This window comes from Paracoccus shanxieyensis (assembly GCF_009711265.1).
GTDB lineage: Bacteria > Pseudomonadota > Alphaproteobacteria > Rhodobacterales > Rhodobacteraceae > Paracoccus > Paracoccus shanxieyensis.
The window spans coordinates 63,292-83,590 of the sequence record NZ_WMII01000013.1 but is presented as its reverse complement, the minus strand read 5'-3'; the positions used below and the strand labels follow the sequence as shown (position 1 = coordinate 83,590).

Below are 20,299 nucleotides of genomic sequence, written 5' to 3'. Positions count from 1 at the left end.
GACTTGCGCCCGGCCAGACCTCTGGACCGGGCGCTTTTTCCATGCCACTTTAGATTGAGATCTTGGGGAGGATCACATGACATTTGCTGTTTTGCGCGATATCGGCTCATCGCCGGTGGATCAGGACATTGCGCGGATCGTGCAAACGACGCGCTGCGTGGCCATGGTGGGCCTGTCCCCGAATGAGCTGCGCCCGGCATGGGGCGTGGCGCGCTATCTGAAATCGCAGGGAATTCGCGTGATTCCGGTCAATCCGGGCCACGCCGGCGATACGATTCTGGATGAGACGGTCTATGCCGATCTGGCCCTGATCCCCAAGGAGGCCAAGGTGGATATGGTCGACATCTTCCGCCGCGCCGAGGCTGTCCCCGCCATCGTCGATCAGGCGCTGCAGGCATTGCCGCATCTGGCGACGATCTGGATGCAACTGGGCATCAGCCATCCTCAGGCCGCGGCCCTTGCGCAATCGCGCGGCGTCACGGTCATTCAGGACCGCTGCCCCAAGATCGAGTTCCCAAGGTTCCTGTAACCACACAGGCACAGTGGCCATGAATCCGACCATCACCGCCTTTCAACGCTCGCCCGATGGTGGGCGGGGTCTGGCGCGCGATACCCGCATCCGCTGGGCGCTGGAGGAAATCGGCCAGCCATATGATGTGCGGCTAGTGTCGTTCGACCAGATGAAGCAGCCCGCGCATCTGGCCCTGCACCCGTTCGGCCAGATCCCGACCTATCAGGATGGCGATCTGGTGCTGTTCGAGACCGGGGCCATCGTGCTGCATCTTGCCCAGACGCGCCCGGGGCTGCTGCCCCCCGGCACGCATCCGGCGCGGGTCGCCACATGGGTCTTTGCCGCGCTGAACACGGTCGAGCCGCCGATCATCGAGCGGGAGGCGGCCATCCTGATGGAAAGCGACACGGCATGGCACGCACAGCGCCTGCCCATGCTGAACGACCGCATCCGCGCGCGCCTGTCGGCACTGTCGGCGCGGCTGGACGGCCGGCCCTGGCTGGAGGGCGCGTTCAGCGCGGGCGATCTGATGATGATCTCGGTGCTGCAACGGCTGAGATCATCGGGCCTGCTGCAGGAATATCCCGCTCTGGCCGCCTATGTCGCCCGCGGAGAGGCGCGCCCGGCCTATCAGCGCGCCTTTGCGGCGCAATGGGCAATCAACGGCGCGCCGGAATGAACGCCACGAAAAAAGGCCCCTTGCGGCAAGGGGCCTTTGGCAGGATCTGCGCGCGGCAGGTCACGCGGGGCTGTAAAGCCCTTCATAGATCGGACCCAGCGTGCCGGTTTCAAACAGCGAACTGACCGAGGTGCCGTTCCAGATATTCAGGATCGCCTGCGCAAACATCGGCGCCATCGGCACGATGCGGATATTGCCCGCGCCGCGCACCTTGTCCGTGGGTTCGATGGAATCGGTGATGACCAGCGATTTCATCACCGACTTGCTGACGCGTTCGACCGCAGGGCCGGACAGGACGCCATGGGTGATATAGGCATGCACCTCGACCGCGCCATGTTCGATCAGCACCTCGGCCGCCTTGCACAGCGTGCCTGCGGTGTCGCAGATGTCGTCGACGATGATGCAGGTCTTGCCGGTCACGTCGCCGATGACGGTCATTTCGGCGATCTCGCCGGGCTTTTCGCGGCGTTTGTCCACGATGGCCAGCGGCGCGCCGATGCGCTGCGCCAGTTCGCGGGCGCGGGCCACGCCGCCCACGTCGGGCGAGATGACCATCAGGTTCGACATCTGGTCACGGAAGTTGTGCTGGATATCCAGCGCAAAGACCGGGGCGGCATACAGGTTGTCCACAGGGATGTCGAAGAACCCCTGAATCTGCGCGGCGTGCAGGTCCAGCGTCAACACGCGGTCCACGCCCGCCTCGGTCAACAGGTTGGCGACCAGCTTGGCGCTGATCGGCGTGCGGGCCTTGGCGCGGCGGTCCTGACGGGCATAGCCGAAATAGGGGATGACGGCGGTGATGCGGCTTGCCGACGAACGCTTCAGCGCATCCGTCATGATCAGCAATTCCATCAGGTTGTCATTCGCCGGGTTCGAGGTCGACTGAATGATGAACATGTCCTCGCCGCGGACGTTCTCATAGACTTCGACAAAGATTTCCTGATCGTTGAAGCGCTCGACGCGGGCTTCGATCGGGGCGACATTCATGCCGCGATGCATCGACATGCGACGGGCGATCGCGTTGGCCAAAGGCCGGTTGGCATTGCCCGCGATCAGCTTGGGTTCGGTCATGGCCGGCATGGCATGGCTCCGTTCGGGTGGATTCGTGCGATTGCGCCCGCCTTAGCAGCAAGCTAGCTTGCCCGCAAACCCCGGAGGCACCTCATGGCGCATATCGACTATTACTTCGGCACACAAAGCCCCTACAGCTATCTTGCAGGCGACCGGCTTGAGCAGATTGCCAGCAAGCATGGCGCGCAGATCACCTATAAGCCGCTGGACCTTCTGCAACTGTTCGACCGCACCGGCGGGGTGCGTCCGGCAAACCGCCACCCCTCGCGGATGGAATATCGCGGGCAGGAACTGGCACGCTGGTCGCAGCATCTGGGGATGCCCATGAACCTGAAACCGGCCTTCTGGCCGGTGAACATGGCGCCTTCGTCCTATGCCATCATCGCGGCGGCCAAGGCGGGCGGCGGCGATCTGGCCGGGCTGGTGCAAAGCTTTCTGCGCGGCGTCTGGGCCGAGGAAACCGACATCGCAGATGACGGCGTGATCCGCGACAAGCTGTCGGCTGCGGGCTTCGATCCCGAACTGGCCAATTCCGGCCTGTTCATCGGCGCGCAGGTCTATGAGCGCAATCTGGAAGAGGCGGTCGAGGCGGGCGTCTTTGGCGCCCCCTTCTATATCGTGCGCGACAGCGGGCAGCGGTTCTGGGGTCAGGACCGGCTGGAGTTTCTGGACCGGCATCTGGCCAGCCTGTGACCCAGCCGCATCTTCGTGAATGGCCGGGCCATGCCGACCGCCCGGCGCTGGCGCTGCATTGCATGATGGGCAATGGCAGCTATTGGCGCCCCATTGCCGCGCAGCTGGCCGATCTGGTGCAGATTACCGCGCCCGACATGCCGGGCCATGGCCAAAGCCCCGACTGGACCGGCGCGCCGGATTTCCACACCGCCGTCACCCGGCAGACCGCCGCGCTGATCCAGCGCCCGCTGGATCTGATCGGCCACAGCATCGGCGCGACCGTGGCCCTGCGCATCGCCGTCGCCGCCCCCGAGGCCGTCCGCAGCCTGACCCTGATCGAGCCGGTGCTGTTCGCCGCCGCCCGCGATGCCGACGCGGATGCCGAAATGGACCGCGTGCGCGATCTGGCCCGCGCAGGCCAGCCCGAGGATGCGGCGCGGCGCTTTCTGGACACATGGGGCGGTGTCAGCTGGGAGGCGCAAACGCCAAGCAGCCGCGCCCGGCTGACCCGGCAGATCGCGCTGGTGGCCGATACGAACGACACGCTGCTGCACGACCGCGCCAATCTGCTGCGCGAGGGCGGGCTTGAGGCGATAGATGCGCCAGTCCTTCTGGTCATGGGCGCGCAGTCGCCGCCGGTCATCGCCGCGATTGCCGATGCGCTGGCCCAACGGATGCAGGATGTCGGCCGTGCCACGGTGCCGGATGCGGCGCATATGCTGCCCATCACCCACCCCAGACAGGTGGCGGACCTGATCCGGCTTAATCTGGAACGCGCCAGCTGATCAGGCGTCGAAATCATCCACATGCCGCACCGGGCCGATGGCCAGCCAATTGGCCCGGACGCGCGCCACGCGCGTATCGCCCCATGTGCGGAACTCGATCCTGAAGCCTTCGGCGGTGATGTCGGCAGCCTTCAGATCGGCGCGCTGATTGGCGTTCACGCCGATATCCCACATGCCAAGCGACAGATGCACCACCGGCGGCTCGGCAAAGGGTTCGGGGAAACTGACCTTGACGGTTTCCAGCCGGGGGCCGTTGCCCACCCACATCTGCCCGCCTTCTTCAAACGCGGAAAACAGATCGACGGCACCATTGCTGACACCCACCGCAAAATGATCAAAACGCCGCAAAGCCGAACTCCTCCTGAAACATGATTGCCCGGCAGGGCGAAATGATGAAAGCCCCGGAATGTCCGGGGCTTGCTGTGCTTTTCGACAGGGTCGCCCGACTTAGTGCGGGAAATTCGACCGGTTCGGGTCCAGCCCGATATGGGTGCCAAGGGCCTCCATATCCGCCAGCAGCTTGACCGCCGCCGCGACGATTTCCTCGCCCGCGCTGGTCTCGGACTTTTCCTTCGCCACCTCGACGCGACGCTGGGCATGGGCCAGCATCTCGTCATAGACACCCTGCGTCATCTCGGCGCGCGGATGGCCGCGTTCGGCCAGCAGCGTGACGGATTCGTTGTTGATCTCGGCGAAACCGCCGGTCACCGCGAATTGCGTCTCGGTCCCGTCGGCTGCCACCACGGTCACCAGACCGGGGCGCAGGTTGACGATGGCCGGCGCATGGCCGGGCATCGCGCTAAGATCGCCCTCGGCGCCGGGCAGGCGCACCTCGCGCACCGGGACGGACACAAGGTTCCGCTCGGGCGACACAAGGTCGAACTGCATCGTGTCGGCCATGTCGCCCCCTTACGCCGCGTCAGCGGCGAGACGCTGAGCCTTGGCTTTCACTTCCTCGATGCCGCCAACCATGTAGAAGGCCGCTTCCGGCAGGTGGTCGTATTCACCGGCCACAACCGCCTTGAACGAGCTGATGGTGTCTTCCAGCGGAACCTGCACGCCGTCCGAACCGGTGAAGACCTTCGCCACGTCGAAGGGCTGCGACAGGAAGCGCTGGATCTTCCGGGCGCGGGCCACGGTCAGCTTGTCCTCTTCCGACAGTTCGTCCATGCCCAGAATGGCGATGATGTCCTGCAGCGATTTGTATTTCTGCAGGATGCCCTGAACCGAACGCGCGACGTTGTAATGCTCTTCGCCCAGGATCTGCGGATCCATCAGACGCGAGCTGGAGTCCAGCGGGTCCACGGCCGGATAGATGCCCAGTTCCGAAATCGCGCGCGACAGGTTGGTCGTGGCGTCAAGGTGGGCAAAGGTCGTGGCAGGCGCCGGGTCGGTCAGGTCGTCGGCCGGAACATAGACGGCCTGGATCGAGGTGATCGAGCCGTTCTTGGTCGAGGTGATGCGTTCCTGCATCGCGCCCATGTCGGTGGCCAGCGTCGGCTGGTAGCCCACGGCGGAGGGGATCCGGCCCAGCAGAGCCGACACTTCCGAACCGGCCTGCGTGAAGCGGAAGATGTTGTCCACGAAGAACAGAACGTCGGTGCCCGAGGCATCGCGGAACTGTTCGGCCAGCGTCAGGCCGGTCAGTGCCACGCGCATCCGCGCGCCCGGCGGCTCGTTCATCTGGCCATAGACCAGCGCCACTTTCGATTCCGGCAGGTTGTCGGGAACGATAACGCCCGATTCCACCATCTCGTGATACAGGTCGTTGCCTTCGCGGGTGCGCTCACCCACGCCCGCGAACACCGAATAGCCCGAGTGCACCTTGGCGATGTTGTTGATCAGTTCCATGATCAGAACCGTCTTGCCCACGCCTGCGCCGCCGAACAGGCCGATCTTGCCGCCCTTGGCGTAAGGGGCCAGCAGGTCGATGACCTTGATGCCGGTGACCAGGATCTCGGACGAGGTTGCCTGTTGGGCGAAGTCCGGAGCGGGCTGGTGGATCGCGCGGGATTCGGTCGCGGACACGGCAGCACCGTCATCCACCGGCTCGCCGATGACGTTCAGGATGCGGCCCAGCGTCGCGTCGCCGACGGGAACCATGATCGGTTGACCCAGATCGGTGACCGGCAGACCACGGACCAGACCTTCGGTCGCGTCCATGGCGATGGTGCGGACGGTGTTTTCGCCCAGATGCTGTGCAACTTCCAGCACCAGACGCTTGCCGTTATTTTCGGTCTCAAGTGCGTTCAAAATCGCGGGAAGCTGGCCGTCGAACTGCACGTCCACGACGGCGCCGATCACCTGCGTGATTTTACCTTTGGCCTCTGCCATGTGTTTTACCCCTACGTGTCAGAGCGCCTCGGCGCCCGAGATAATTTCGATAAGTTCCTTGGTGATCGCAGCCTGACGCGTCCGGTTGTATTCGGTGGTCAGCTTGTTGATCATGTCGCCGGCATTGCGGGTCGCGTTGTCCATCGCGCTCATCCGGGCGCCCTGCTCGGAAGCAGAGTTTTCCAGAAGGGCGGCAAAGACCTGCGTGGCCACCGAACGCGGCAGCAGGTCGTTCAGGATCGCGGTTTCATCCGGTTCGTAATCGTAAAGCGACGAGGCTTCCGCCCCCTCCTCGACGACTGCGGGGATGATCTGCCGTGCGGTCGGAACCTGACTGATGACGGATTCGAACCGGGCATAGAACAGCGTCGCCACGTCGAAATTCCCGGCGTCGAAACGGTCCAGAATTTCATCCGCAATGGCGCGCGCATTGTCATAGCCGATGCGCTTGACCTCGCTCAGATCGACGTGATGGACGAAGGCATCGCCGAAATCACGCTTCAACTGTTCGCGGCCTTTCTTGCCGACGGTCAGGATGGTGACATCCTTGCCCGCGGCGCGAAGTTCGGCCAGACGCGTGCGGGCCAGCTTGACGATGGACGAGTTGAACCCGCCCGCAAGCCCGCGCTCCGAGGTCATGACCACCAGCAAGTGACGGCGGTCGTCGCCGGTGCCTGCCAGCAGGCGCGGCGCGCCGTCCGAACCGGCCGCCGAAGCGGTCAGCCCGGCCATGACGGCGGCCATGCGATCTGCATAGGGACGCGCAGCCTCTGCCGCTTCCTGCGCACGGCGCAGTTTCGCGGCAGCAACCATCTGCATCGCCTTGGTGATCTTGCGCGTGTTCTTGACGCTGCCGATCCGGTTCTTGAGATCCTTGAGACTGGGCATCTATTCCCCCTCTCAGGCGTAGGTCTTGGCGTAACCGTCCAGCGCAGCCTTGATCGATGCTTCCAGATCGCCCGCGATCTTGCGGTCGTTCCGGGTCATATCGTCCAGCAGCTCGGCTTTCTGGTTGCGCAGGAACGAAATCAGGCCCTGTTCCCATTTGGTCACTTCTTTGACCGGGACGTTGTCCAGATAGCCTTTGGTGCCCGCATAAATCACGATGACGATCTCGGCATTGGTCAGCGGCGAATATTGCGGCTGTTTCATCAGCTCGGTCAGGCGCGCGCCGCGGTTCAAGAGCTTCTGCGTCGCCGCGTCCAGATCGGACCCGAACTGCGCGAAGGCCGCCATTTCGCGATACTGCGCCAGTTCCAGCTTGACCGGACCCGCGACCGATTTCATCGCCTTGGTCTGTGCCGACGAACCCACGCGCGACACCGACAGACCGGTGTTCACGGCCGGGCGGATGCCCTGGAAGAACAGCTCGGTTTCCAGGAAGATCTGGCCGTCGGTGATCGAGATCACGTTGGTCGGGATATAGGCCGACACGTCGCCCGCCTGCGTCTCGATGATCGGCAGCGCGGTCAGCGAGCCATTGCCGTTTTCGTCGTTCAGCTTGGCCGAACGCTCCAGCAGGCGCGAGTGCAGATAGAACACGTCGCCCGGATAGGCTTCACGTCCCGGCGGACGGCGCAGCAACAGCGACATCTGGCGGTAGGCGACAGCTTGCTTGGACAGGTCATCATAGATGATCAGCGCGTCCATGCCGTTGTCGCGGAAATATTCGCCCATGGCGGTCGCCGAATAGGGCGCCAGATACTGCATCGGTGCCGGGTCCGAGGCGGTCGCGGCCACAACGGTCGTGTAGGCCATGGCGCCGGTCTCTTCCAGCTTCTTCACCAGCTGCGCGACGGTCGAGCGTTTCTGACCCACGGCGACATAGATGCAGTGCAGGGTCTTCATGCCATCGGCTTCGCGGCCGTTATAGTTCGCCTGGTTCAGGATGGTGTCCAGAGCGATGGCGGTCTTGCCGGTCTGACGGTCGCCGATGATCAGCTCGCGCTGGCCACGGCCAACGGGGATCATGGCGTCGACCGATTTCAGGCCGGTCGCCATCGGCTCATGCACCGATTTGCGCGGCATGATGCCGGGGGCTTTGACATCGGCGACGCGACGCTCGACATCGACCAGCGGGCCCTTGCCGTCGATCGGGTTGCCCAGACCGTCGACAACGCGGCCCAGCAGGCCCTTGCCCGCGGGGACTTCCACAATGGTGCCGGTGCGCTTGACGGTGTCGCCTTCCTTGATCGAACGGTCGTCGCCGAAGATCACGATACCGACGTTGTCGGTTTCAAGGTTCAGCACCATGCCGCGGATGCCGCCGGGGAACTCGACCATCTCACCGGCCTGAACCTTGTCCAGACCATAGACGCGGGCAATGCCGTCGCCGACCGACAGCACCTGGCCGACCTCGGCCACCTCGGCGTCCTGACCGAAATTCTTGATCTGATCCTTGAGGATCGCCGAAATCTCGGCAGCCTGGATTCCCATTATCCGACCTCTTTCATAACATTCTGGAGGGAGGCGAGCTTCGAGCGGATCGAACTGTCGATCATCGTCGAGCCCAGTTTCACAATCATGCCGCCGATGAGGGTTTCATCGACCTGCGCGTTCAGTTTGACTTTCTTGCCCGATTTTTCCGACAGCGTGTCGGCCAGACGGGTCATCTGTTCGTTGGTCAGTTGCTGCGCGCTGACGACATCCGCCGTCATCTCGCCCTTGGCATCCGCGATCAGGCCGCGCAGCTTGGCCACGAATTGCGGCAGCGTGAACAGCCGGCGGTTGCGCGCCAGCAGGCGCAGCGTGTTCGTCAGCTCGGCAGACAGCCCCATCTTGGCAGCCAGCGCCTGGACAGCCGCCTCTTGCTGGTCACGGTTGTAAAGGGGCGAGACGGTCAGGTCACGCAGATCCGCACTTTCATCGTAAGCCTGTGCCAGGTCGTCGATCTGCGTGGACAGGGTGTCGATCGACCCCGAATCCTTAACCAGATCGAACAGGGCCTGTGCATAACGCCCGGCAATGTCAGCGGAAATCGAAGAGGAACTGGCCACGGTCATCCTTCCGGTTTGCGCATGCTCCGCAGGCGGGCCGGGTTTTACGCCGGTCAGTCGCGGAGCGCGGGTCAAAGGACGGCCAGACTGGACCTGACAGGCCATCCCAAAAATCTGCCGCGTCTCTAGCAGTTGCCTTCGCCTGCCGCAACCGCATTGAACACGCAAACGCGAGGGTTTGAGCCTTAGGTCGGACGCAATTGCGCCATTCCGGGACAGGTGGCGCTAACTTGCTGCACCGCAGCATCGAAATGCGGTCGCGGGGTGTGATATTGCCGCCACGGATTCGTGGGCAGCAGGCCGCGCTGCCGCTAGGACCGGCCGGGCGACGCATCGCGGCGTGCGCCCTGACGGGCGGTCTTGCCCCCCGCAGGCTTCGGGCGCGCGATCCCCTCCAGCACATCCAGCGGGCTGGGAACGCTGACCTTGTGGATGCGGCCCGTCGGGGCCTGCACCTGCTTGCTGAATTCGGTCATCACCACGCCCGCGACCAGCACCTGACTGATCCGCAGCCCGGCGCGTTCCCACATCTGGGCGCTTTTCAGCCAGAACCGCCGGTCCGAGGGCGGGATATACAGCGCCGCCCCGCCGCGTTCTGGCACGAAACCCGCGCTGCGGGCCTGCGCCTCAAGCTGGCCCGCGGTGTAGCTGCGGCCAAAGCCGAAGGGCGTGGCATCCGAGCGCGCCCACAGCCCGGCCCGGTTCGGCGCCATGACCAGCATCCGCCCGCCCGGCCCCAGCACGCGCCACGCCTCGGCCAGCAGCGCGCCGGGGTGATCGGCGGTCTCCAGCGCGTGCAGCATGACCAGCCGGTCAACGCTGCCGGTGTCCAGTGGCCAGGCGGTCTCGTCGCACAGGGCCACGCAATTCGGCAATCCGGCGGGCCATGCCATGACCCCCTGCGGACCCGGCATCAGACTGATGACGCGCCGCGCACGCCCCAGATAGGGCCGCTGCAACGGCGCGGCAAACCCATAGCCCGCGACCGTCATTCCTGCGGTCTTCTCGGGCGGCCAAAGCTGGATCAGCCGGTCGCGCAGCACACGCTGAACCACGCGGCCCAAAGCCCGCGTGTAATAGAATTTTCGCAACTCGATCACGTCGTGATGCATTGCACCCCCTGATGTCCGGGGCCAGACTGCGGCAAAGCAAAGGAATTGCCAATGCCGCTGGAACTGATCCCCGTCCGCTGCCTGACCGACAATTACGCTTGGCTGGTCCATGGCAACGGCCAGACCGCCCTGATCGATGCCCCCGAGGCCGCGCCGATCCTTGCCGAATTGCAGGCGCGCGGCTGGGGCCTTGATCTGATCGCCCTGACCCATCACCATGCCGACCACATTCAGGCCGTCCCCGAGGTCGTCGCCGCGACCGGCGCCAAGGTGCTGGGCAATGCCGATGACGCGCACCGCCTGCCGGTGCTGGACATCGCCACCCGCCCCGGCCAGCAGATCCAGATCTGCAACGAACCTGCCGATGTGATCGACGTGTCGGGCCACGCCATCGGCCATGTCGCCTTCCATCTGCCGGACTCGGATCTTGCCTTCACCGCCGACAGCCTGATGGCTTTGGGCTGCGGCCGCCTGTTCGAGGGGGACGCCGCGATGATGTGGGACAGCCTGTCGCGGCTGAACGCCCTGCCCGGCCAGACGCTGATCTGTTCGGGTCACGACTATTGCCACGGCAATGGTGCTTTCGCGCTTTCGATAGATTCCGCGAATGAGGCTTTGCAGCAACGGTTGGCGGATACGGCCGCTGGCCGCCGCCCCTGTGCGCCTGCCACGCTGGATGACGAACGCGCGACCAACCCGTTCCTGCGCGTCGCCGCGCTGCGCGACGCGCTTGGCATGACAGACGCGCCCGATGTGGATGTTTTCGCAAGGCTTCGACAGATGAAGGACAGTTTCTGACCGCCCTGCACAGACATCCGCCCCGCCCCGGCCAGCCCGCCTGCGGCCTTGCAAAGCTGGCTGCCGCGCTGGCGCGTGCTTGAAATTTTGGCAGCGCGTCATCACATCTGTTTCAACCGCTGGAATTTCAGCAGGGGCGGGACCAAATACCGCTTGTAATGCGCGAAAATCCACCAAAACTTAACTGTATCGTGACAGTCTGGTCAGGTGGACCGCTACATCTTGGCGGCCCAAACCGCCAGCCGACTGACAGGAGCTGAACGTGCCGTCCTTTTCGAACACGCTGGAACAGGCGATCCATTCCGCACTCGCATTGGCGAATGAACATCGCCACGAACTCGCAACACTTGAACATCTTCTGCTTGCGCTGACGGATGAACCCGATGCCGTCAAGGTGATGCGCGCCTGCAATGTCGATCTGGACGAATTGCGCCGGATGCTGGTCGAATTCATCGAAGATGACCTGTCCACCCTGATCACCGATGTCGAAGGCTCGGAAGCCGTGCCGACCGCCGCCTTCCAGCGGGTGATCCAGCGTGCCGCCATCCACGTCCAGTCCTCGGGCCGGACCGAGGTGACGGGGGCCAATGTTCTGGTCGCGATCTTTGCCGAACGCGAATCGAATGCGGCCTTCTTCCTGCAAGAACTGGACATGACCCGCTATGATGCGGTGAATTTCATCGCGCATGGGGTTGCCAAGAATCCCTCCTTCTCGGAAACGCGCTCGGTGCAGGGCTCGGATCAGCCGGGCGAACAGGCCCAGCCCGAACAGCCCGCCGCCGCCTCCAAGGACGAATCCGCCTTGGCGAAATACTGCGTCGATCTGAACAAGAAAGCGTCCAAGGGCGATGTCGACCCGCTGATCGGCCGCGCCGATGAGGTCGAGCGCTGCATTCAGGTTCTGTGCCGCCGCCGCAAGAACAACCCGCTGCTGGTGGGCGATCCCGGCGTGGGCAAGACCGCCATCGCCGAAGGTCTGGCGCTGAAGATCACGCGCGGTGAAACGCCCGACGTTCTGGCGGGCTCGACCATCTTCTCGCTCGATATGGGCGCGCTGCTGGCGGGCACCCGCTATCGCGGCGATTTCGAGGAACGCCTGAAAGCCGTGGTCAAAGAGCTTGAGGACCATCCCGACGCGATCCTGTTCATCGACGAGATCCATACCGTGATCGGTGCGGGGGCCACCTCGGGCGGTGCCATGGATGCCTCGAACCTGCTGAAACCCGCGCTGTCGGGCGGCAAGCTGCGCTGCATGGGCTCGACCACCTACAAGGAATTCCGCCAGCATTTCGAAAAGGACCGCGCGCTGTCGCGTCGCTTCCAGAAGATCGACGTGAATGAGCCGAACGTCCCCGACACGATCAAGATCCTGATGGGCCTGAAACCCAGCTTCGAAAAGCACCATGACCTGCGTTATACCAATGACGCGATCAAGGCGGCGGTCGAACTGTCGGCCCGCTATATCCACGACCGCAAGCTGCCCGACAAGGCGATCGACGTGATCGACGAAGCCGGCGCGGCCCAGCATCTGGTCTCGGAAAGCAAGCGTCGCAAGACCATCGGCCCGAAAGAGATCGAGGCCGTGGTGGCCAAGATCGCCCGCATCCCCCCGAAAAACGTCACCAAGGACGATGCGGCGGTGCTGAAGGATATGGAAGCCACGCTGAAACGTCTGGTCTTTGGTCAGGATGCCGCGATCGAGGCGCTGTCCTCCTCGATCAAACTGGCCCGTGCTGGTCTGCGCGAACCGGAAAAGCCCATCGGCAACTATCTGTTCGCCGGGCCCACTGGCGTTGGCAAGACCGAGGTGGCCAAGCAACTGGCCAGCACGCTGGGTGTGGAACTGCTGCGCTTCGACATGTCCGAATACATGGAGAAACACGCGGTCAGCCGTCTGATCGGCGCGCCTCCGGGCTATGTCGGCTTCGATCAGGGCGGGCTTCTGACCGATGGCATCGACCAGCACCCGCATTGCGTGCTGCTGCTGGATGAAATCGAAAAGGCGCATCCGGATGTCTACAACATCCTGCTGCAGGTGATGGATAACGGCAAACTGACCGACCATAACGGCCGTCAGGTGGATTTCCGCAACGTGATCCTGATCATGACCTCGAACGCCGGTGCGGCGGATCAGGCGAAAGCGGCCTTCGGCTTCGGCCGCGACCGCCGCGAAGGCGAAGACACCGCCGCCATCGAGCGCACCTTCACGCCCGAATTCCGCAACCGTCTGGATGCGGTCATCAGCTTCGCCCCCCTGTCGCGCGACATCATCGTGCAGGTGGTCGAGAAATTCGTGCTGCAGCTGGAAGCCCAGCTCATCGACCGCGGCGTGCATATCGAACTCACGCCCGAGGCGGCGAACTGGCTGGCTGAAAAAGGCTATGACGACAAGATGGGCGCGCGCCCGCTGGGCCGCGTGATTCAGGAAACCATCAAGAAACCGCTGGCCGAGGAACTGCTCTTCGGTCGCCTGACCAAAGGTGGCATCGTCCGCGTCCGGATCGAGAATGACAAACCCGCATTCGAAATCACCGGCCCCGACGCGCCACGGATCAGCAAATCCAAACCGCCGCTGCTGACGGCGGACTGACCGGAATACCCAAGGGCGGCCCCTCAGGCCGCCCTTGTCATATCGGCACCGCGACAAAAAAAGACCGGCCCGCAACACCGCGCCCCAGTCTTCTTCGTTCCAGAAATACTCATTCTTCCTTGGCAACCGACCCGGCGGCAGGGCACACGACCACCCTCCCCGCTCAGCCCTTCTTCGCGCGGCCTTCCTTGATCTTCGCCGCCAGATCCTTGGCGATCCCGAAGGCCCCCTTGATCCGGTCGGCATCCGTCGGCCAGTCGCGCAGCACGACGATCTTGTTGTCACTGACCTTGGCCTGCCCGCGCTGCTCATGGATGAACTCGACCAGCCCGGCCGGATTCGGGAAGCGGTCGCCATGGAACTGCACCGTCGCCCCCTTCGGCCCCGCATCCAGTTTCGAGATATTGGCCCGCTTCGCCATCGCCTTGATGCGGATGACCAGCAGCAGCGTGTTCACCTCGCGCGGCAGCGGACCGAAGCGGTCGATCAGCTCGGCGGCAAAGCCTTCCAGTTCGACCTTGGTGGTCAGCCCGGACAGCCGCCGATACAGCCCCAGCCGCACATCCAGATCGGGGATATAGCTTTCGGGGATCGTCACCGGCACGCCCAAATTCAACTGCGGCGCCCATTCATCCTCGGGCGTGCCTTCGATCTCGCCGGATTTCAGCTTGGCGATCGTCTCTTCCAGCATGGCCTGGTAAAGCTCGAAGCCGACTTCCTTGATATGACCCGACTGCTCTTCGCCCAGAAGGTTCCCCGCCCCGCGCAGATCCAGATCCTGCGAGGCAAGGTTGAACCCCGCCCCCAGACTGTCGATCGCGCCCAGAAACTTCAGCCGCCGCATGGCCTGCGGGGTCAAAGGCACACGCGGCTTGGTCGTCAGATAGCAATAGGCCCGCGCCTTGGACCGGCCCACCCGGCCCCGGATCTGATACAGTTGCGACAGGCCGAACATGTCGGCGCGCCAGACCACCATGGTGTTCGCGGTGGGAATATCCAGCCCCGATTCTACGATGGTCGTCGCCAGCAACACATCCGCGCCCCGGTCGTAAAAAGCGTTCATCCGCTGATCCAGATCACCCGCCGCAAGCTGGCCATGCGCGACGATGTAGCTGATCTCGGGGACATGTTCCTTCAACCAATGCTCGACATCGGGCAGATCTGACAGCCGCGGCACGACGAAGAAACTTTGACCGCCGCGATATTTCTCGCGCAGCAGGGCCTCGCGGATGGTCACGCTGTCGAATTCCGACACATAGGTGCGGATCGCCAGCCGGTCCACCGGCGGCGTGCCGATGATCGACAGATCGCGCACCCCGGTCAGCGACAGCTGCAAGGTGCGCGGGATCGGCGTGGCGGTCAGCGTCAGGACGTGAATGTCGCTGCGCAACTCCTTCAGGCGCTCTTTGTGGCCGACGCCGAAATGCTGTTCTTCATCGACGATCAGCAGGCCAAGGTTCTTGAACCGCACCTGTTTCGCCAGCACGGCATGGGTGCCGACCACGATATCGACACTGCCATCGGCCAGCCCCTTGCGGGTCTCGGTCGCCTCTTTGGCGGAAACAAACCGCGACAGAGGCCGCACATTGATCGCCGTGCCCCGGAAACGGTCGGCAAAGGTGCGGTAATGCTGGCGCGCCAGCAGCGTCGTCGGCGCCACCACTGCGACCTGCCGCCCCTGAGACGCGGCGATGAAGGCCGCGCGCATCGCGACTTCGGTCTTGCCGAACCCCACATCGCCCACGACCAGCCGGTCCATCGGACGCCCCGCCGCCAGATCCTCGGCCACATCGGCAATGGCGGTGGCCTGATCGTCGGTCTCGGTATAGGGGAAACGGGCGGCGAAGCTTTCGATCTCGTGATGCTCGGGCTCCAGCACCGGGGCGGGACGCAGCAGCCGTTCCGCCGCGACGCGCATCAGCTTGTCGGCGATCAGCTTGATACGTTCCTTTAGCCGCGCCTTGCGGGCCTGCCACGCGCCACCGCCCAGCTTGTCCAGCAGGCCCTCTTCATGGCCATAGCGGCTGAGCAGTTCGATATTTTCCACCGGCAGATACAGCCGGTCGCCGCCGGCATATTCGATGGCCACGCAGTCATGCGGCACCTTCAGCGCCATCACGGTTTCCAGCCCGGTATAACGGCCAATGCCATGTTCGACATGAACCACCAGATCGCCCGGAGACAGCGTGGTGGTGTCGCGCAGGAAATTTTCGGCCTTGCGGCGTTTCTTGGCGCTGCGGATCAGCCGGTCGCCCAGCACATCCTGTTCCGAGATCACCGCCAGCGGCCCCGTCGCCTGCCCGTCCGCCGTGAAGCCTTCCTCCAGCGGCCAGACCGCAAACCCCAGTGAGCCGGTCGCTGCGGGCAGATCGCGCATGTCGCGGATCAGGGTGGCCCCGGCGATGCCCTCATCGGCCAGAAGCCCGGCCAGACGTTCGCGCGCGCCTTCGGAAAAGCTGGCGATGACCACGCGGCGCGAGTCTTGAAGTTTTCTAAGATGATCGGCCAAGGCACCGAACAGGTTGATACTTTCTGCCTGACGTTCCGGCGCGAAATTGCGCCCGACGCGCCCGCCAGCATCCAGCACACCCGGACCCGGCGGATGCTGCAGAACCGATAGCCGCAGCACGCGATGCGCCGCCAGCCAGCCTGCCCATTCGCCCTCATCCGGAAACATCAGCGCCGGAGGCACGGGGCGATAGACGCTGTCGGTGCCGCCCTTGCGGACCAGCGCCTCGCGCCGGGCGTCGAACTGTTCGCGGATCGTGTGCCAGCGCGCATCCCGCACCTGATCGATATGGTCGTCCAGCACGACCGAGGCATCCGGCAGATAGGCGAACAGGCTTTCCAGCCGCTCATGGAACCATGGCAGCCAATGCTCCATCCCGGCGATCTTCTGACCGGCGCTGATCCCCTCATACAGCGGGTCATGCGCGCCGCCGCCATATTCGGCGCGGTAGTTCTGGCGAAAGCGGGTGATCGCCGCCTCGTCCAGAATCACCTCGGACATCGGGGCCAGTTCCAGATGGTCCAGTTTGTCGGTCGAGCGCTGGGTTTCGGCATCAAAGCGGCGCGCGCTGTCCAGCACGTCGCCGAACATGTCCAGCCGGATCGGCCCGGCATCGCCCGGAGGATAGATGTCGATGATGCCGCCGCGCACCGCGAAATCGCCCGGCTCGGTCACCGTGGGCGATTGCGAAAAGCCCATCCGCACCAGATAGGCGCGCAAGGCAGCCTCGTCGATGCGGTTGCCGACGGTGGCGTGGAAGCTGGCATCGCGCAGCGACGCGCGGGGCGGGACACGCTGCATCGTTGCCGACAGCGTGGTCAGCAGCACGAACGGCCCCTTGATCGCGCCATGCGCCAGCGCCGTCAGCACCGCCATCCGCGCAGCCATCACCCCGCCTGCGGGCGACACGCGGTCATAGGGCGTCGTGTCCCATGCCGGAAATTCCAGCACCACGGTCTGCGGCGCGAAAAAGGCCAAGGCGGCGCGCATCGCGGCCATGCGGCGATCATCGCGGGCAATGTGGATGACGGGCTGACCACGGCCCAATTCGCGGGCGATCAGGGCTGCGTCTAGGCCCTCGGGGGCGCCGGAAAGGATCAGATGCTCGGACATGCCAGTTCAGGTAAAGCGGGGACCGCCGGAGTCAAGCCACGTTCAGAAGCCAAAGGGATGCGTCACGATCCAGATCGCGCCGCGCCATGCCGTCACCGCGACCGCCAGAATGGATCCGATATTGATCGCAAGCCGCTGGCGCCGCATCAGTTTTGCGGCAGCCGCGGCCGCGTCATTGACCGATACCGCGCCGGTTTCCGCCGCTTCGACCAGACCAGACAGGCGGCGGCACAAGCGCAATTCTGCGGCATAAAGCACGGCAAAAGGCAGCAGCAGCAGGACCAGCGCCTGCGCCATCTCCAGCCCATAGATGAAACCCAGCAGGAAAAGCGCGGTCAGCACGAAAGTGGCGCAGGCCAGCATGACGATGGCCTCGACCTGCCCCAGATGGCGGCGCGGCAGGGTCAGAGACAGCCAGTCCAGCAACAACAGCGCCGCCGGATCGTCAGGGCCCTGCGGCTTGCGGATCGCGGCCAGCACGTCGCTGGGCACGCCCGCGACGCGACGCCCCGCCAGCGTCCAGCACAGGGTCAGCAGCAGCCAGAACCAGATCGAAGCGAAGGACCGGCTGTCAAGAATGGTCAGGATGCCCTGCGTCAAGTTGTCCCTATCTTTGCGAATTGCGGCAGCGCCGACCCTAACCCTGTCGCGTGCAAAGGAAAACCGTGCTGCGATGCGTGCCGCCTGCGGGGGTTGCGCCCTTGCAACGCAGCGTGCAATTTCCAACGCATTCCAGCGAAAGGCCCAAGCCTCATGCCCACCCCGATCATCGCCCCCTTTCCTGCAACGCGCCTGCGCCGGTTGCGCCGCACGCCCGCGCTGCGCGCCTTGGCGACCGAGGTGAACCTGACGCCCTCGAACCTGATCTGGCCGATCTTCGTGACCGAGATCGAGGGCGGCGAGGGCGAAATCCCCTCGATGCCGGGGATCGAGCGTCTGACGCTGGAGGGCGCGAAACGTGCCGCCGACACCGCGATGCGGCTGGGCATCCCGGCGATCTGCATCTTTCCCCATTCCGATCCCGACCAGAAGACCGAGACCTGCGAGCGCGCATGGGATCCCGACAATATCGGCAACCGCGCCATCCGCGCCATCAAGGAAGTCGCACCCGAGCTGGCGGTGATGACCGATATCGCGCTGGACCCCTATAACGCCAATGGCCATGACGGCATCGTCCGCGACGGCGTGATCGTGAATGACGAAACCGTCGAGGCGCTGGCCCGCATGGCGCTGGTGCAGGCCGAGGCCGGGGCGGATATTCTGGGGCCCTCGGACATGATGGACGGGCGTATTGCCGCGCTGCGCGCCATGCTGGAGACGAACGGGCATCAGGATGTGGCGATCCTGTCCTATGCGGCGAAATATGCCAGCGGCTTCTACGGCCCGTTCCGCGATGCGGTGGGGGCCTCGGGGCGGCTGGTGGGTGACAAGAAGACCTATCAGATGAACCCCGCCAACCGCGACGAGGCGATGCGCTGCGTCGCCCGCGATCTGGCCGAGGGCGCGGATATGGTCATGGTGAAACCCGGCATGCCCTATCTGGACATCTGCCGTATGGTCAAAGACCAGTTCGCCGCGCCGACCTATGCCTATCAGGTCAGCGGCGAATACGCGATGATGGAGGGCGCGATCCGCAATGGCTGGTTGTCGCGCGATGTGGTGATGGAAAGCCTGCTGTCCTTCCGCCGCGCCGGATGCGACGGCATCCTGACCTATTACGCGCCGCAGGTGGCCGAAAAGCTGGCGTGACCCGGCATTTCCACCTATGATCCCGGCTTAATGAGCGGGCCAACCGCCACAGCAAGGGACTTGGTGATTATGAACAAGATCAATGGTATAAGCAGGCGGACCCTGCTGCTGGCCGGGGCTGCCGCGGGGCTTGCCGCCTGCACGAATGCGGTGGGGCAGAATGCCTCGGCCCGGCTGGATGCGCGGGTGGACGCAACGCGCAACTATCTGCTGCAGATGTATCCGGGCATCGCGCCCATGGTGCAGAACGCGCGCGGCGTGCTGTATATGCCGCTGATGACCGAAGCCGGCTTCGGCTTTGGCGGCGCCTATGGTCAGGGCGCGCTGCGCATCAACAATGCCACGGTGGATTACTATTCCGCCACACAGGCCAGCGTCGGCTTTCAGATCGGCGCGCAGCAATATGCGCATGTGCTGATCTTCCAGACCGATGCGGCGCTGAACGATTTCCGCCGCGCGCCGGGCTGGGTCGCCGAGGCGGGGGCCTATTACGCCCTGCCCTCGCGCGGGTTGTCGCTGGGCACGGACACGATTTCGCTGAACCAGCCGGTGGTGGCGATGATCTTTGGCCAGTCCGGGCTGATGGCCGGGGCGTCGATCGCGGGCACGAAATACACGCGCGTCATCCCCTCGACCTTCTGAGGGCCGCATATTCGTCAAGAAGAAGGGCCGCGTTCTGCGGCCCGTTTCTTTCAGCTTCCATGGATGATGCGGACGTAGTTCTTGGTCTCGCGGAAGGGCGGCACGCCGCCATATTTCTGCACCGCGCCCGGCCCGGCATTATAGGCCGCCAGCGCCAGCCGCCAGCTTCCGAACGTATTGTACATCATGCGCAGGTAACGCGCGCCGCCGTCCAGATTCTGCACCGGATCGCTGGGATCGACGCCCAGCTTGGCCGCCGTGCCGGGCATCAGCTGCGCCAGACCGCGCGCGCCCTTATGCGACCGGGCCGAGGCGTTCCAGCCCGATTCCTGCTGCACCAGCCGCAGGAACAGATCCTCGGGGACGCCATGCTTGCGCGCGGCCGCACGGGCATGTGGCAGATACTGGCTGCGGCGGTTGCCCTGATAGGCGGGGATATTGCCCGGCAGATCAAGGATCACCACGCTTTTGGAACTGGCGCTGCCCGGCTTCAGGCGGATCGACTTTTCATATTGCCCCGACAGGCGCGAATCCATCAGCCGGGTCTGCCGCTCGAACTGGGCCACGCGCGACTTGCTGCCGCTCTTTTGCAGCCGCAGCCCATCCGCCGCAGCAGGAAGTGCAAGCCCCATGCCCAGCGTGAAAACCAGGGCGGCACGACCAATAAGGCGCAGCCCGGCGCGTTCTGATGAATGCATCTGTCGTCCCTCATGCCGCCATGTTTTTTGCGTGGCA

General features: G+C 64.4%; 19 protein-coding genes. 8 read left to right on the top strand and 11 right to left on the bottom strand.

Annotated elements, in window-relative coordinates; all coding sequences use genetic code 11:
- Positions 1–76: 76 nt before the first annotated feature.
- The gene (locus GL284_RS14180; RefSeq protein ID WP_155045290.1) at positions 77–529 is read left to right on the top strand and encodes a CoA-binding protein; all 453 of its coding nucleotides are present in this window, start codon (positions 77–79) and stop codon (positions 527–529) included.
- Positions 530–548: 19 nt separating this feature from the next.
- Positions 549–1,190 carry a glutathione S-transferase family protein gene (locus GL284_RS14175; protein ID WP_155045289.1) on the top strand — a complete coding sequence of 214 codons (642 nt, stop codon included), beginning with the start codon at positions 549–551 and terminating at the stop codon, positions 1,188–1,190.
- Positions 1,191–1,250: 60 nt separating this feature from the next.
- On the opposite strand, the gene GL284_RS14170 is transcribed toward GL284_RS14175, so the two are convergent.
- Entirely contained in the window at positions 1,251–2,270 is a 1,020-nt protein-coding gene (locus tag GL284_RS14170; protein WP_155045288.1) for a ribose-phosphate pyrophosphokinase, read from the bottom strand.
- Positions 2,271–2,354: 84 nt separating this feature from the next.
- On the opposite strand from GL284_RS14170, the gene GL284_RS14165 reads away from it, so the two are divergent.
- Together GL284_RS14165 and GL284_RS14160 are read left to right on the top strand one after the other, a co-directional pair.
- Positions 2,355–2,954 (top strand): 2-hydroxychromene-2-carboxylate isomerase, encoded by a 600-nt coding sequence (locus tag GL284_RS14165; protein WP_155045287.1) that lies wholly within the window; start codon positions 2,355–2,357, stop codon positions 2,952–2,954.
- Positions 2,951–3,721 (top strand): alpha/beta fold hydrolase, encoded by a 771-nt coding sequence (locus GL284_RS14160; protein ID WP_341870383.1) that lies wholly within the window; start codon positions 2,951–2,953, stop codon positions 3,719–3,721. The genes GL284_RS14165 and GL284_RS14160 overlap by 4 nt, the downstream gene beginning before the upstream one ends.
- On the opposite strand, the gene GL284_RS14155 is transcribed toward GL284_RS14160, so the two are convergent.
- From GL284_RS14155 to GL284_RS14125, 7 genes are all read right to left on the bottom strand, one after another.
- A complete protein-coding gene (locus GL284_RS14155) occupies positions 3,722–4,069 on the bottom strand; it encodes an H-type lectin domain-containing protein (protein WP_155045286.1) in 348 nt (115 codons plus the stop codon).
- A 99-nt stretch (positions 4,070–4,168) separates the two neighbouring features.
- Positions 4,169–4,621 (bottom strand): F0F1 ATP synthase subunit epsilon, encoded by a 453-nt coding sequence (locus tag GL284_RS14150; protein WP_155045285.1) that lies wholly within the window; start codon positions 4,619–4,621, stop codon positions 4,169–4,171.
- Between the two features lie 9 nt (positions 4,622–4,630).
- Positions 4,631–6,055: a F0F1 ATP synthase subunit beta gene (atpD, locus tag GL284_RS14145; RefSeq protein ID WP_155045284.1), complete on the bottom strand. Its 1,425-nt coding sequence runs from the start codon at positions 6,053–6,055 to the stop codon at positions 4,631–4,633.
- 18 nt (positions 6,056–6,073) lie between these two features.
- A complete protein-coding gene (locus tag GL284_RS14140) occupies positions 6,074–6,943 on the bottom strand; it encodes a F0F1 ATP synthase subunit gamma (RefSeq protein ID WP_155045283.1) in 870 nt (289 codons plus the stop codon).
- 12 nt (positions 6,944–6,955) lie between these two features.
- A complete protein-coding gene (gene atpA / locus GL284_RS14135) occupies positions 6,956–8,491 on the bottom strand; it encodes a F0F1 ATP synthase subunit alpha (RefSeq protein WP_155045282.1) in 1,536 nt (511 codons plus the stop codon).
- Positions 8,491–9,051, bottom strand: coding sequence for a F0F1 ATP synthase subunit delta (locus GL284_RS14130; RefSeq protein ID WP_341870382.1), 561 nt, complete (start codon positions 9,049–9,051; stop codon positions 8,491–8,493). Before GL284_RS14130 ends, atpA begins: the two co-directional genes overlap by 1 nt.
- A 311-nt stretch (positions 9,052–9,362) precedes the next feature.
- Positions 9,363–10,163: a class I SAM-dependent methyltransferase gene (locus tag GL284_RS14125; RefSeq protein WP_155045280.1), complete on the bottom strand. Its 801-nt coding sequence runs from the start codon at positions 10,161–10,163 to the stop codon at positions 9,363–9,365.
- Positions 10,164–10,214: 51 nt separating this feature from the next.
- Between GL284_RS14125 and gloB the strand changes: the two genes are divergently transcribed.
- Positions 10,215–10,961: a hydroxyacylglutathione hydrolase gene (gloB, locus tag GL284_RS14120; RefSeq protein ID WP_155045279.1), complete on the top strand. Its 747-nt coding sequence runs from the start codon at positions 10,215–10,217 to the stop codon at positions 10,959–10,961.
- 262 nt (positions 10,962–11,223) lie between these two features.
- Positions 11,224–13,551, top strand: a complete 2,328-nt coding sequence (gene clpA / locus GL284_RS14115) for an ATP-dependent Clp protease ATP-binding subunit ClpA (RefSeq protein ID WP_341870381.1) — start codon at positions 11,224–11,226, stop codon at positions 13,549–13,551.
- A gap of 163 nt (positions 13,552–13,714) precedes the next feature.
- Here clpA and mfd read toward each other — a convergent pair whose 3' ends face one another.
- A complete protein-coding gene (mfd, locus tag GL284_RS14110) occupies positions 13,715–17,173 on the bottom strand; it encodes a transcription-repair coupling factor (RefSeq protein ID WP_155045277.1) in 3,459 nt (1,152 codons plus the stop codon).
- Positions 17,174–17,215: 42 nt separating this feature from the next.
- Positions 17,216–17,773: a hypothetical protein gene (locus GL284_RS14105; RefSeq protein WP_155045276.1), complete on the bottom strand. Its 558-nt coding sequence runs from the start codon at positions 17,771–17,773 to the stop codon at positions 17,216–17,218.
- 153 nt (positions 17,774–17,926) lie between these two features.
- Between GL284_RS14105 and hemB the strand changes: the two genes are divergently transcribed.
- Positions 17,927–18,922: a porphobilinogen synthase gene (gene hemB / locus GL284_RS14100; protein WP_155045275.1), complete on the top strand. Its 996-nt coding sequence runs from the start codon at positions 17,927–17,929 to the stop codon at positions 18,920–18,922.
- A 69-nt stretch (positions 18,923–18,991) separates the two neighbouring features.
- Complete coding sequence (locus GL284_RS14095) at positions 18,992–19,564, top strand: lipid-binding SYLF domain-containing protein (protein WP_155045274.1); 573 nt, start codon at positions 18,992–18,994, stop codon at positions 19,562–19,564.
- Between the two features lie 50 nt (positions 19,565–19,614).
- Here the strand turns inward: GL284_RS14095 and GL284_RS14090 are convergent, their stop codons facing one another.
- On the bottom strand, positions 19,615–20,262 hold the full coding sequence (locus GL284_RS14090; RefSeq protein ID WP_155045273.1) for a lytic transglycosylase domain-containing protein: 648 nt from the start codon (positions 20,260–20,262) through the stop codon (positions 19,615–19,617).
- Between the last annotated feature and the right edge of the window lie 37 nt (positions 20,263–20,299).

Excerpts from the sequence above, each read along its gene's own strand:
- GL284_RS14180 (WP_155045290.1), top strand. The coding sequence starts at position 77 with ATGACATTTGCTGTTTTGCGCGATATCGGCTCATCGCCGGTGGATCAG.
- GL284_RS14175 (WP_155045289.1), top strand. The coding sequence starts at position 549 with ATGAATCCGACCATCACCGCCTTTCAACGCTCGCCCGATGGTGGGCGG.
- GL284_RS14170 (WP_155045288.1), bottom strand. The coding sequence starts at position 2,270 with ATGCCGGCCATGACCGAACCCAAGCTGATCGCGGGCAATGCCAACCGG.
- GL284_RS14165 (WP_155045287.1), top strand. The coding sequence starts at position 2,355 with ATGGCGCATATCGACTATTACTTCGGCACACAAAGCCCCTACAGCTAT.
- GL284_RS14150 (WP_155045285.1), bottom strand. The coding sequence starts at position 4,621 with ATGGCCGACACGATGCAGTTCGACCTTGTGTCGCCCGAGCGGAACCTT.
- atpD (WP_155045284.1), bottom strand. The coding sequence starts at position 6,055 with ATGGCAGAGGCCAAAGGTAAAATCACGCAGGTGATCGGCGCCGTCGTG.
- GL284_RS14140 (WP_155045283.1), bottom strand. The coding sequence starts at position 6,943 with ATGCCCAGTCTCAAGGATCTCAAGAACCGGATCGGCAGCGTCAAGAAC.
- atpA (WP_155045282.1), bottom strand. The coding sequence starts at position 8,491 with ATGGGAATCCAGGCTGCCGAGATTTCGGCGATCCTCAAGGATCAGATC.
- GL284_RS14125 (WP_155045280.1), bottom strand. The coding sequence starts at position 10,163 with ATGCATCACGACGTGATCGAGTTGCGAAAATTCTATTACACGCGGGCT.
- gloB (WP_155045279.1), top strand. The coding sequence starts at position 10,215 with ATGCCGCTGGAACTGATCCCCGTCCGCTGCCTGACCGACAATTACGCT.
- mfd (WP_155045277.1), bottom strand. The coding sequence starts at position 17,173 with ATGTCCGAGCATCTGATCCTTTCCGGCGCCCCCGAGGGCCTAGACGCA.
- hemB (WP_155045275.1), top strand. The coding sequence starts at position 17,927 with ATGCCCACCCCGATCATCGCCCCCTTTCCTGCAACGCGCCTGCGCCGG.
- GL284_RS14095 (WP_155045274.1), top strand. The coding sequence starts at position 18,992 with ATGAACAAGATCAATGGTATAAGCAGGCGGACCCTGCTGCTGGCCGGG.
- GL284_RS14090 (WP_155045273.1), bottom strand. The coding sequence starts at position 20,262 with ATGCATTCATCAGAACGCGCCGGGCTGCGCCTTATTGGTCGTGCCGCC.